We start from the raw sequence: 12,321 nt of genomic DNA on the forward strand, positions 1-12,321 counted from the left end.
GTCAGTATCTATGCAGCTTGGTTGGCCGGCGCATAACGCATTAGCGTCACGTCCTGGGGCAGGCTTTCCGTGCCAAGCGGTTTCAGCGTCAGCGACAGGCCGGACTGGAAGTACGGCTTGCCGCCCCCCAGCACGACCGGGTGCATGTACAGCCGGTATTCATCGATAAGCCCTGCTCGTGCCAGACCAGCGGCAAGGTCTGCGCCGCCGAGGATGACGAGGCCATCCGTCTCTGACTTGAGCGATCTCACCGCGGTCTCGGCATCGCCATTCACCAGCCGGGCATTGGGCCCGACCTGCCGAAGCGTGGTCGAGAGGACGATCTTCGGTGTCTCTCGCCAGGCGCGGGCAAAGTCCCGCTCGACCTCGGTCGCACCGGTCTCGCGGTCTGGGCTGTCCCAGAAGCGCATCGTCTCGTACATCCGCCGCCCGGCAAGGACGACTGAGGCCCGCCGCATCATGTCATTGAAATGCTGATGCAATTCTGTCTCAGGCACCGGCAGTGCGATGTCCTCGTCCGATCGGGCGATATAGCCGTCCAAAGAGGTGAGCATGGAATAGACGATTTTGGCCATCGGTGTGCCTCCGTATAGTGGGCACAGACCAGCATAACCAATTGCGTTTTGCTATCGGTTATCGCGGGGCATGGCAAATTGCCGCCGCGCTTCAAAGAGCGGCATCGCTCCATCGATGGGACGCAACGCACGGTGTTTTTCAGAGGGTGGCTGGCCTCAGGCGAGAACTGTCTGCAGCCGGGTCAGTTCGCCGATCTGGGCCATCGTCGCCTGATAGCCGAGTTGGATTGCCTCGTCGGCGCGATGGAATTCGGTGAGGCCGATATGGCTAAGCTTGGGCTGCAGCGACATGTCGGGCGGATCGCCGGCCAGCCTGGCGCGCGAAATGCGGTCCTGGATGATGTTGAAAGCCTCGACCATGACACCGGTGATGCCGAGGCGGGTCTGATGCGACTGGTGCTCGGCGTCGACACGGCCGGCGCGCGGCGCGTCCTTTTCGACAACCAGTTCGCCGGCGCTGTGTTTGATCACGGCGGCGCGGCCGAACAGGTCGTAGTGAAGGTTGACCGCCACGACGAGCGGCTGCTCGTAGGCGCGGCAGACCGATACCGGCACCGGATTGACCAGCGCGCCGTCGACCAGCATGCGGCCGTTGCAATTCACCGGCTCGAACACGCCAGGCAATGCGTAGGACGCGCGCATTGCCGTGATCAGCGAGCCGTGCGACAGCCAGATCTCGTGACCGGTGCGGATTTCCGATGCGACGCTGACGAAGGGTTTTGGCAGGTCCTCGAACCGGACGCCCGCCACATGCTCGCGCAGACGGGCATCGAGCTTCATGCCGCCGAACAGGCCGCTGCCGCGCAGATTGAGATCGAGCAGGCCGAAAATGCGCCGCTTGGTCAGGCTGCGGGCGAACTCTTCCAGCTCATCCAGTTTGCCGGCGAGATAACAGCCGCCGACCAGCGCGCCGATAGAGGTGCCGGCGATCATCGAGACTTCGATGCCGGCTTCATCGAGCGCGCGCAGCACGCCGATATGAGCCCAGCCTCTGGCGCAACCGCCGCCCAAAGCGAGCGAAATACCTGTTTTCTTGGGAGATTTCGTTTCGGACGCGCCGCCGGAAGAGGTCAGGCCGTTGGCCTCCCTGACATCTGGTCTGCTACGCAATGACGCCCACTCGAGCATCATGATCTCCCTTGTCCCACATCATTCGTATCAGAAGGATGTTTGAGAATAGTGAACATGAGTGGTTTGTGAATATGGAATGGTTCACACAGGCTTCCGATACGTGACTTCCGCATCGAACAGCGGCTTGCTGCCGTCGTCAACAAGCGTTCCCTTGCCGTCGACAAGCCCCACCGTCCGATAAAAGCATGAACGCCGGCCGGTGTGACAGGTTGCGTCGTGGCCCAACACTTTGACGCGCAGCCACAATGCATCCTGATCGCAGTCGGTGCGCATCTCGACGACATGTTGGAAATTGCCGGAGGTTTCGCCCTTCTTCCAAAGCGCGTTGCGCGAGCGCGACCAGTAGTGGGCGATGCCGGTTTCCAGTGTCAGCGCCAAGGCCTGCGCATTCATATGCGCGACCATCAGCAGCATGCCGTCTTCGGCATCGGTGACGACGACGGTGACAAGGCCGGCGGCGTCGAAGCGCGGCGAGAACACCGCGCCTTCCTCCAAGGCCCTCTTGTCTGATGGAGTTCTGGGAAATTCCAGTGCCGACATCGCCGGTGTATCTTCCTGTTTGACCATAATCTCTGGACAAACGTTTTCGTTTGTCCGCGAACACCGATCCGCGTTTGTCGGGATCATGGCCTAGCGATATCGGCCTAGACGTTATGCCCCGCCGCCGCGAACCATGGTGACGAAACGAACCTGCTCCTCGGGCGTGTCCTTGAAAACGCCGGTGAAGGTGGAGGTGAGGGTGGTGGAGCCCTGCTTGCGGATGCCGCGCATGGCCATGCACATGTGCTCGGCCTCGATCATGACGGCGACGCCGCGAGGGTTGAGTACATCCTGGATGACGCCGGCGATCTGCGCGGTCAGTGCTTCCTGCGTCTGCAGGCGATGGGCGAAGATATCGACGACGCGCGCGATCTTGGACAGGCCGACGACCTTGCCATCCGGCAGGTAGCCGACATGTGCCTTACCGATGATCGGCACCATGTGGTGCTCGCAATGCGAATGGAACTGGATGTCCTTGACGATGACGAGATCGTCATAGCCGGCGACCTCCTCGAAGGTGCGGCCGAGTTCCTCTGCCGGGCACATGTCGTAGCCGCCGAACATCTCGCGGTAGGCCTTGGCCACGCGCTTGGGTGTGTCGATCAGCCCCTCGCGGTCCGGATTGTCGCCGGTCCAGCGCAGCAATGTGCGCACGGCGGCCTCGACCTCGGCTTCGCTCGGCCGGTCGGTGACCGGCTTTTCCATGTAGGCGGCCTGGGGCATGAGTTTCTTGATGACGGCATCCATAAAAGGCGTCTCCCGTAGTTCCTCTCCAAGGAGGAACGAGTTGAACGGACCACGACCTTTCGGTGTCGGAAACTCGCCCCGTTTCCAGCCCCGTAAGCGGCGTGAACTTCCCGGCCAGGACAGTGGCGCTCATCGCCTTGTCGTTACCGGACTGCCAGCATTATATAAGGTCGTAGCGAGCGAAAGGAAGACGCAGCAGCGGCAATCGCTGTTCGCTTGGCGGCGACGGATTGGAAAATAATGATCAACGATGTCTACAACGCGAAAATTCTCGGTTTTGCCGGAAACATCGCCCGCATCGGCCGGCTCGATCATCCGGACGCGACCGCCAAGGCGCATTCCAAGCTGTGCGGTTCGACCGTTACCGTCGATCTCAAGATGGCGGACGGGGTGGTCACCGACTTTGCCCATGACGTGAAGGCCTGCGCGCTCGGCCAGGCGTCATCCTCGATCATGGCGCAGCATGTCGTTGGCGCGAGCGCCGAGGAATTGCGCATGGTGCGCGACACCATGCTGAAGATGCTGAAAGAGAATGGCGCGCCGCCGGAAGGGCGCTTCGCCGACCTCAAATATTTGGAGCCGGTGCGCGACTACAAGGCACGGCATGCCTCGACCATGCTGACCTTTGACGCCGTGGTAGACGCCATCAGCCAGATCGAGAAGAAGCGCGCCGAACAAGCGGCCTGATCTTGCCATTTTCCGTTCTCGCGATGCGCGGACTTCGCGGCAGCCCGCGACACCGACCCTTCCGTGGCGTGGTGTTCGTCTGGTGCCTTGCCGGCGCACTCATGTCGGGCTGCGGCGCGAGCCGGGCCGACGTGGCAGTCGCGCGGGATATCAACGACTATCTCATGAAGGCCATCCAGCCCTGTTGGGCCACCCGGCACAGGACACAACGGGCGGGCCTCCGGCAGTCGGGATAAAACGACATCGACAAGTTTCTCGAAAAACACAAGCAGGCAAAGTAGCGGGGGCCTCGGCCCGGGACCGGCCTAGACCTTTGCTTCCAATGTCTGTCTGCTTTCAGCAAATTCACTTCGGACCCAGTCGGCGAACGCGGCGGCCGGCTCGGAAAGCTCCTCCAAGCTCCTGGCAACAAGCCAGTAGCCGCCGGATGCAACGTCGATGTCGAACGGCTTGATCAGTGCGCCGGTTTCGAGCTCGTTGCCGATCTGCAAGAGATCGCCCAGCGCGACGCCATGTCCGAGCAGGGCGGCCTGCTTTGAGAGCGATATATCCGCCAGCAGCGGCCCCCGCGCGGGCACGGCATCGGCCGGCACGCCGGCGGCTTCGAACCAGCGCGTCCAGCCCTGGCGATTTTCCTCATGCAAAAGTGTGTAGCGGGCAAGGTCGATTGGCTTCTCGAGGGGAGGGCCCGAGGCGAGCAGCGCCGGCGACAAAACCGGTGAATCGACTGTGGAGGCAAGCCGCTCTGCCTGGCTGCGGGGCCAGGAAGTTGCGTTGGCGCTGAAGCGCAAGGCAAGCTCAGGTTGATCGCTGCGGAATTCGATCAGCCTGGCATCGACTTCGAGGGACACGTCGATATCGGGCCGCAGCTGGCGAAACCGGTTGAGCCGAGGCACCAGCCAGACGGAGGCAAGCGACGGCTCGACGCTGACACGAACCACGGACTGCGCCGGCGCTGCCACCAATTCGCCGAGCAGCCGATCGATGGCGTCGAAACTTGTGACAAGCTGATCAAGCAGCCGGCGGCCGGTGTCGGTCAGTTCGACGCGGCGATGGTGACGTTCGAACAAGGGCTGGCGCAGGAAGGTTTCAAGTTCGCGGATCTGGCGGCTGATCGCCGCCTGGGAAACGAAAAGCTCCTCGGCGGCCTTGCTGAAGCTAAGGTGCCGGCCCGCCGCCTCGAAACTCCTCAATGCCGTCAAAGGCAGCCGCCCGCGCTTCATTCGCATAACCCAGGATTATCCGAAGTGGAAATTATACTCGTTTGAAGGGCAAGGCCAGCGGCGGTCTAATCGCGTCAAAGGAGACCGACCATGATCCAGTTCCTGAGCATCTTTGGCGATGTGATGCGGGTCGCAACGTTCCAATGGCGTGACGAAAGACACCACGCAAAGTGTGGCGAAGAGCCTGTCCGCCACGGCCGCTGGGCGCCTCCGGTTGACAGGCTGCCGTCTCGTCGCTGCCGCCCATGACGGCGCAGGGGACACGGGGCGGGGATTGCGTTCTCCCGACGAAGCTCACATCTATCGCGGAGAAGCACGCGATACGGAGACTGCGGTGCACGACCCGCATGGGCAGGCCCATACTGTCAGACCGCCAGGGCGCGGGCGCAATTGGCCCGGCCCGTGGCGCAAGACGCCCGGCCGTGTCCTCGGCACGTCTTTCGTGCGGCTTTACCAGCTGACGCTTTCCGGTTTTGTCGGCAATTCCTGCCGGCATGTGCCGACCTGTTCGGAATACGCGCATGAGGCGATCGCCCGCCATGGCCTGTGGGCCGGCGGCTGGATGGGGTTTTTCCGCGTGCTGCGCTGCGGACCGTTCGGCACGCACGGCATCGATTTGGTTCCGGAAGTGCTGGCGGACCGTTATGTCTGGTTCATGCCCTGGCGGTACTGGCGGATCGGCCGGAAACGCGGCAAAGCCCAGGCCTGACGGTGGCCTAACTTCAAAGTCGGACTATTTCGTACCATTCAGCATCATGCTGGGTCGCCGTTTTGATACATGGAATCCTCCAACCACGACGCGACTTCTGTCCAAAACCAGTTGCCGATAAAGCGATCGTCACAGGCGAGGCCCAGTCATTTTTTTATATTCTCTCCAGATTCTGATTGCCATATATACTATGTAGCGCTCATGATGGTATATCAGATACATAATAATAAACAAAACAACAGTGAAGGCGACTGTTCCAACTAAAGATAGTATGAATTCTATCGGGTGTTTTTCGAATTTAATCCAGCTGAATTTATCTCTTATTTCTCCAGATGCCAGCGCTGATGCTGATATGCCGATCGTGTACCCGATCAGGCTCGTTAACGCGATATAGGCTATAACTTTTTTCCAAACACTCATGGAGAGCAAGGCCATAATTTCATTTCTGATCGGCATTCGAGCAGTCGACGCAGACATTGTCCAGACGGGTTAACCGGCGACGATATGAGCTCCTCAGATTTGAAGTGCAACACGCGTTGAATTAACGCGTGTTTGATGGGCCAGCATTATACGGATATCGATTTGAGGGCAGATTTTTAGAATTCGGTAGGGTTAACGCAAGCCTGCACAAAGACTGCGCATTTGAGACAAAATCGAGACAAGAGACCTCGCTAAGTCCGCTGGCGAACACCCTACTGGAGCGAGCATCAATGCGTAACATCGACCGTCTTCCCTTTATCCTGGCTGGAGTCCTCTTCCTGCTCGCCTGGCTGCTGGGGTTCCCGATGCGCGCGCAATCTGCGCCGCTTGGGGATGTGCAGTGCACACTGATCGCCGAAGCGGCGAGCGGCAAGGTTCTTTATCAGGACGGCACCTGCGACCAGCGGTTCAGCCCGGCCTCGACGTTCAAGGTGCCGCTTTCGCTGATCGGCTATGACGCCGGTATCCTGAGCGACGAGCACACGCCGAGCTGGGACTACAAACCCGAGTTCGCGGCGGTGAAGCGGGACCAGAAGACAGTCGACCCGACGATCTGGGAAAAGGATTCGATCCTCTGGTATTCGCGTGAACTCACCCGCAAGCTTGGACCGCAGAGCTTTGCCGGCTATGTCTCGAAACTCGACTACGGCAACAAAGACGTTTCCGGTAATCCCGGCAAGAATGACGGGCTTACCCATTCCTGGGTCAACTCCTCGCTCAAGATCACGCCGGTCGAGCAGGTCGATTTCCTGCGCAAGCTTCTGGCGCACAAATTGCCGGTCTCGGCCAAGGCCTACGACATGACGTCAGCCATCATCCCGACATTCCAGGCCGAAGGCTGGACGGTGCAAGGCAAGACCGGCAGCACGAGGCTGGCCAATGATGCCGACAAGATCAGGGATAAGCGTTCGCTCGGCTGGTTCGTCGGCTGGGCGAAAAAGGACGGACAGCAGATTGTCTTTGCCCGCCTGGTCGTCGATGCCACCCGCACTGATATGCCAAAAGGTCTCAAGACGCGCGCGACGTTCCTGAAAGACCTGCCGCTGCTGGTGAAGTAACCCGTCAGGCGGTTCGGCGCGCGCGGATGATGTGGCCGCCGGAAGTGTTCGTCATTCCCTTCGGGGCTTTGGAAAAGCGAGCGGCGAGATCGCCGCTCTCGATATCCTCGATCTCGTCGAAGCCGAGCTCGCCCAGGGATTTCGCCAGTTCGGCCGGAACGAAGAAGCTGATCCATGGCTCCCCGACAGATGCGACGCGGGCCGCATGGAAGGCCAGCGCGGCCTGTCCCGCCGCGTCACGGTTCTCGGCCGGTTCGCTGTAGTCGAACACGACCTCCGAGCCGGGAAAGCCTGCGATCCAGGACAATGTGTTGAAGATCGCTTCCTTCGTCAGGTAGGGCACGACCCCCAGCCAGATGAAGAAACTCGGCTCGCTCGACCGCAAACCGGCGGCAGCCAGTTCGGTGGAGAGACTCTGCCGCTCGAAATCGACCGGCACGAATCTGGTGGCGGTTGGCTCGGCAAGTCCGCTATCGGCAATGCATTTGCGTTTCCAGGCTTGCGTGGCCGGGTGATCGACTTCGAACACGCTGAGGTCGGGATACGGATTGCGCAGCGAAAACGTATCGAGGCCGGCGCCAAGCGCGACGAGTTGGCGGACACCGCGACGCACCGCCGCCGCCAGCCAGTCCTCGGCGAAGCGGGCGCGTGCTGCCACGAACAGGCGCATGCGCCGGCGGCGCTCGTCTTCCTGCTCAAGCTCGCGCGCCGCGGGAGCGGCTTCACCCAGAATCGCGATCGCGTAGGGATCGCGAAACAGCCCCGCCTGCGGTGAAAATTGATGCAGGGCCCTCATGCGGGCGACGCCAAGGGCGGTTCGGCTGGGTGTTGCGTTTTCCATATCGACAATTCCAGACGATTGCGGGGATGTTCGCAAGCCTGAGCGGTGGGATGCGACATCTCTGCCGACATTTCCTGACGGCCGGCCAGCCAGCACTCTTTACCTGGCCCGGCACTGCCTCTAAAACCCGCGCGCTGCCGTTTGTCCATGTGATTGGCGCATCCGGCTTTATCTAGTGCATGTCGTAACCCCAGGACTGTCATACACTTTTGGGCGACATGCATTTCAACCACCCGCGCTCGTTTGCGGGACTGGATAGGAGAACCATATGCTGAATTCCGTTTCCCTGACATTTCCCGACGGCTCTGTCCGCGACTACGACGCGGCGATGACCGGCGCCGGCCTTGCCGAATCGATCTCGAAGTCGCTGGCCAAGAAGGCCGTCGCCTACGCCATTGACGGCACCGTGCGCGACCTCTCCGACCCGCTCGGCAAGTCCGGCAAGGTCGAGATCATCACCCGCGACGATGCGCGCGCGCTTGAGCTTATCCGTCACGACACCGCGCACGTGCTGGCGGAGGCCGTGCAGGAATTGTGGCCGAGGACGCAGGTGACCATCGGGCCAGTGATCGAGAACGGATTCTACTACGACTTCGCCCGCAACGAGCCGTTTACGCCGGACGATTTTCCGGTGATCGAGAAGAAGATGCGCGAGATCATCGCGCGCAACAAGCCGTTCACCAAGGAAGTCTGGTCGCGCGACAAGGCGAAAAAGGTGTTCGCCGACAAGGGCGAGAGCTACAAGCTCGAACTGATCGACGCCATTCCCGAGGATCAGGATCTCAAGATCTACGCACAAGGCGACTGGTTCGATCTCTGCCGTGGCCCGCACATGGCCTCGACCGGCCAGATCGGCAACGCCTTCAAGCTGATGAAGGTGGCCGGTGCCTATTGGCGCGGCGATTCGAACAACCCGATGCTGACACGCATCTATGGCACGGCCTGGGCCGACCAGGCGCAGCTCGAATCCTACCAGACGATGCTGGAGGAGGCCGAGAAGCGCGACCACCGCAAGCTCGGACGGGAGATGGACCTCTTCCATTTCCAGGAAGAGGGGCCGGGCGTCGTCTTCTGGCACGCCAAGGGCTGGAAGATGTTCCAGAACCTGGTCAACTACATGCGCCGCCGCCTCGACGAGCAGGGCTACCAGGAGGTCAACGCGCCGCAGGTGCTCGACAAGAGCCTGTGGGAAACGTCAGGCCATTGGGGCTGGTATCGCGACGCCATGTTCAAGGTGACGGTCGCCGGCGACGATACCGACGACGACCGCGTCTTCGCGCTGAAGCCGATGAACTGCCCGGGCCACGTACAGATTTTCAAGCATGGGTTGAAGTCTTATCGCGATCTGCCCGTAAAACTTGCGGAATTCGGCAATGTGCATCGCTACGAACCGTCGGGCGCGCTTCACGGTCTCATGCGCGTGCGCGGCTTCACGCAGGATGATGCGCATATCTTCTGCACCGAGGAGCAGCTGGCGTCGGAATGCCTGCGCATCAACGATCTGATCCTGTCGACCTATGCCGATTTCGGCTTCGACGAAATCAGCGTCAAGCTGTCGACGCGGCCCGACAAGCGTGTCGGCACCGACGAGGCCTGGGATCATGCCGAGGCGATCATGGGCAGCGTGCTGGAGACGATCAGGACGCGGTCCGGCAACCGGATCAAGACCTCGATCAATCCGGGCGAGGGCGCTTTCTACGGGCCGAAGTTCGAATATGTGTTGAAGGATGCCATCGGCCGCGAATGGCAATGCGGTACCACGCAGGTCGATTTCAACCTGCCGGAACGCTTTGGCGCCTTCTATATCGGCTCGGATTCGGAGAAGAAGCAGCCCGTCATGGTACACCGCGCCATCTGCGGTTCGATGGAGCGTTTCCTCGGCATCCTGATCGAGAATTATTCCGGCCATTTCCCGCTGTGGTTCGCGCCGCTGCAGGTGGTGGTGGCAACGATCACCTCGGAGGCGGACAGCTACGCGACCGAGGTGGTGGCAAAGCTGAAGGCAGCCGGGCTGCTGGCGGAAGCCGATCTGCGCAACGAGAAGATCAACTACAAGGTCCGCGAACACTCGCTGGCCAAGGTGCCGGTCATCCTCGTCTGCGGCAAGCGCGAGGCGGAGGAACAGACGGTCAACATCCGCCGGCTCGGTTCGCGCGACCAGGAATCGCTTGGCCTTGCCGAGGCGATCGCGCGACTGACCGAAGAGGCCGTTACACCGGACCGCAGGCGCAAACGCGCGGCCTGATCCGATAGTTCCCAGGAATGGCGGTGGAGCGATCCACCGCCATTTTCATATCCCTGTCACGCCAACCTTGTAACGAGCCCTCATGCTCAAGCTGAAGACGCGCGAAAAACCGTTTCCCGAGCTTTCCTATGCCAATCCGCGACAGCCGGCGCTGACGCGCTGGGTCATCCATTCCATTGAAGGCCTGTCGGGGCGCGACCGCTATGCCGCGCTCTATGATTTCTGGCGCCGCCAGGTGGTGCCATCAGGCGAGCGCGTGTTCAGCCGCATGCTCGACTTGATCGATGTGCGGATACGCACCGCCGACCAATGGCCGCCCGCGCCATTGCCGGACACACCGCTGGTGATCGTGGCCAACCATCCGTTCGGCATTGGCGACGGCATTGCCGTGCTGTCGCTGGCGGAGCAGTTGGGGCGGCCGTTCCGGGTGATGATCCACAAGGATCTGCTCAAGATCCGCGAGATGGAGCCCTATTCGCTGCCGATCGACTTTTCCGAGACCAAGGAAGCGCTGAAGAACAACATGGCCGTGCGTCACGAGGCGGTGCGGCTGCTGAAGGAGGGTGTCACCATCGTGGTATTCCCCGCCGGTGGCGTCGCCACCGCGCCGAAAGGCTTTGGCCGGGCGCGCGACCTGCCATGGAAGATGTTCCCGGCGCGTCTGGTGCAGGATGCCAAGGCATCCGTCATTCCGATGCATTTTTCCGGACAGAATGGCAGGCTGTTCCATTTGGTCAGCGGGCCGATGAACATGGCCGAGCGCGATGGCCGCGTGGCCAAATTCGTCGGCAAGGCTTCGCTGACGCTGCGGCTTTCGATGCTCATCCACGAATTCGCGCGGCTTTCCGGCAAGGCGATCGACGTGCGCGTCGGCGATGTGCTGAGCTGGAGCGAGTTGGAGCCGCTGCGCGATCGCAAGGCATTGCTCGAGCGGCTTTACCGCGGTGTGTTCGACCTGGCGCCGCAAGTGTCGCGCCGCCGGATTCCGTTCCTGCCGGCGCGGACGAAACTGGCCGCCTAAGGCTAGTCCGCGCCTTCTTCGGGGTCCATGGCCGCGGCTTCGGATGCCAGAACCTCGATTTCCTGGTTCTGCCCGGCCACGACCGTGAAATCCTTCTGGTAGATACGGTCGCGGTTCTTGGCGATGATGGTGTAGTCGCCCTCGGCAAGCACCATCGAGGCGAAGGCGCCGACGGTCTCCTTGATCGGATCGCCGGATTCGTTGAGCAGCGACCATGACGTGTCGGCGATGGCTTCGCCACCGGCTTCGCGCACCAGCTTCATGGTGATCTCGGCGGCGTGATGCTCGACGGTGGCTTCGGTCAGCTTGCCGGCCTCGACGCGGATGTCGGAGCGGATCACCGCGTTGACCGCACCGTAGGTCGAGACGACATGGTAGATGCCGGCATTGAGCCGCACGACGCTGTTGGGCTCGACATCGGGAATGATCAGCGCGCGGTCGCCATTGGCCTCGGCGGTGCCCTCATAGATCGAGAAGCGCAGTTTTTTCGGCGGAATGCGCACGCCGCCGGACAGGACCGCGTCGAGCTTCAGGCCGCCGGCATCGAGTACCAGGCTTTCCCGCTTGGCTTCCTTGCCGACAGTGATGCGCTTGGTGGCGCCGGCGCGGCCATAGGAGGCATGGACCAGATAGCTGCCGGGCTCGAGCTGGAAGACGGCGCTGCCGCCATGCGCGGAGGCGACCATCGGCAATTTGCCGTTGACGGGCTCAGGCTTGAAGACACGCCAGACGAGGCCGCGGGTAATGTCGGTGCCCTTGTCGGTCAGCTGCGCCGACAAAGTGATGGCGCCACCGCCGCCAAGCGCCAGCGGGGCTTCGCTCTTGGGCGTCGCATAGCTCGATATTCCGGGGAGTTTCAGGTCGCCCACGCCATCCTTTTGCTGCGCAGCAGCCAGGGAGACCGGCAGCAGGAACAGCGCGGCGCAGAGCCAAACCAGGAAAAGACGCAGTCGCCCCTCAAACATGCCTTGCGTTGAAGCCCATGGCGGTGGCAATTTCAAGGCTTAAGAGTCCGATCCATGGACTCTTCAGCCCGGCGCTCGCGCGCCTTTGCCCGAGCCGCC

13 protein-coding genes are annotated in these 12,321 nt (G+C 61.6%); 5 read left to right on the forward strand and 8 right to left on the reverse strand.

Going from position 1 to position 12,321, the window contains the following annotated elements:
• Positions 1-8 precede the first annotated feature (8 nt).
• From D3242_RS07025 to folE, 4 genes are all read right to left on the reverse strand, one after another.
• Positions 9-575 (reverse strand): dihydrofolate reductase family protein, encoded by a 567-nt coding sequence (locus D3242_RS07025; RefSeq protein ID WP_064984211.1) that lies wholly within the window; start codon positions 573-575, stop codon positions 9-11.
• Positions 576-731: 156 nt separating this feature from the next.
• Entirely contained in the window at positions 732-1,703 is a 972-nt protein-coding gene (locus D3242_RS07030; RefSeq protein WP_027046896.1) for a patatin family protein, read from the reverse strand.
• An 84-nt stretch (positions 1,704-1,787) separates the two neighbouring features.
• On the reverse strand, positions 1,788-2,246 hold the full coding sequence (gene hisI / locus D3242_RS07035) for a phosphoribosyl-AMP cyclohydrolase (protein ID WP_027046895.1): 459 nt from the start codon (positions 2,244-2,246) through the stop codon (positions 1,788-1,790).
• A 111-nt stretch (positions 2,247-2,357) separates the two neighbouring features.
• Complete coding sequence (gene folE / locus D3242_RS07040; RefSeq protein ID WP_019858459.1) at positions 2,358-2,993, reverse strand: GTP cyclohydrolase I FolE; 636 nt, start codon at positions 2,991-2,993, stop codon at positions 2,358-2,360.
• 240 nt (positions 2,994-3,233) lie between these two features.
• Here folE and D3242_RS07045 point away from each other — a divergent pair, with 240 nt between their 5' ends.
• Positions 3,234-3,680, forward strand: a complete 447-nt coding sequence (locus D3242_RS07045; RefSeq protein WP_019858458.1) for an iron-sulfur cluster assembly scaffold protein — start codon at positions 3,234-3,236, stop codon at positions 3,678-3,680.
• Between the two features lie 305 nt (positions 3,681-3,985).
• Here D3242_RS07045 and D3242_RS07050 read toward each other — a convergent pair whose 3' ends face one another.
• Complete coding sequence (locus D3242_RS07050) at positions 3,986-4,903, reverse strand: LysR substrate-binding domain-containing protein (RefSeq protein WP_019858456.1); 918 nt, start codon at positions 4,901-4,903, stop codon at positions 3,986-3,988.
• A gap of 334 nt (positions 4,904-5,237) precedes the next feature.
• Between D3242_RS07050 and yidD the strand changes: the two genes are divergently transcribed.
• Positions 5,238-5,612 carry a membrane protein insertion efficiency factor YidD gene (gene yidD / locus D3242_RS07055; protein ID WP_027046894.1) on the forward strand — a complete coding sequence of 125 codons (375 nt, stop codon included), beginning with the start codon at positions 5,238-5,240 and terminating at the stop codon, positions 5,610-5,612.
• A gap of 129 nt (positions 5,613-5,741) precedes the next feature.
• Here yidD and D3242_RS07060 read toward each other — a convergent pair whose 3' ends face one another.
• Positions 5,742-6,047, reverse strand: a complete 306-nt coding sequence (locus D3242_RS07060) for a hypothetical protein (protein WP_065203635.1) — start codon at positions 6,045-6,047, stop codon at positions 5,742-5,744.
• A gap of 275 nt (positions 6,048-6,322) precedes the next feature.
• Here D3242_RS07060 and blaOXA point away from each other — a divergent pair, with 275 nt between their 5' ends.
• Positions 6,323-7,150 (forward strand): class D beta-lactamase, encoded by an 828-nt coding sequence (gene blaOXA / locus D3242_RS07065; protein WP_064984213.1) that lies wholly within the window; start codon positions 6,323-6,325, stop codon positions 7,148-7,150.
• Between the two features lie 4 nt (positions 7,151-7,154).
• Here blaOXA and D3242_RS07070 read toward each other — a convergent pair whose 3' ends face one another.
• Positions 7,155-7,991, reverse strand: a complete 837-nt coding sequence (locus D3242_RS07070; RefSeq protein ID WP_064984215.1) for an SAM-dependent methyltransferase — start codon at positions 7,989-7,991, stop codon at positions 7,155-7,157.
• A gap of 268 nt (positions 7,992-8,259) precedes the next feature.
• Here D3242_RS07070 and thrS point away from each other — a divergent pair, with 268 nt between their 5' ends.
• Positions 8,260-10,236, forward strand: coding sequence for a threonine--tRNA ligase (thrS, locus tag D3242_RS07075; protein WP_064984217.1), 1,977 nt, complete (start codon positions 8,260-8,262; stop codon positions 10,234-10,236).
• An 82-nt stretch (positions 10,237-10,318) separates the two neighbouring features.
• On the forward strand, positions 10,319-11,257 hold the full coding sequence (locus D3242_RS07080; RefSeq protein ID WP_038647088.1) for a lysophospholipid acyltransferase family protein: 939 nt from the start codon (positions 10,319-10,321) through the stop codon (positions 11,255-11,257).
• A 2-nt stretch (positions 11,258-11,259) separates the two neighbouring features.
• Here the strand turns inward: D3242_RS07080 and D3242_RS07085 are convergent, their stop codons facing one another.
• Positions 11,260-12,222, reverse strand: coding sequence for a hypothetical protein (locus D3242_RS07085; RefSeq protein ID WP_019858448.1), 963 nt, complete (start codon positions 12,220-12,222; stop codon positions 11,260-11,262).
• Between the last annotated feature and the right edge of the window lie 99 nt (positions 12,223-12,321).

This window comes from Mesorhizobium jarvisii (assembly GCF_003601985.1).
In the GTDB taxonomy this organism is placed as follows: Bacteria; Pseudomonadota; Alphaproteobacteria; order Rhizobiales; family Rhizobiaceae; genus Mesorhizobium; species Mesorhizobium jarvisii.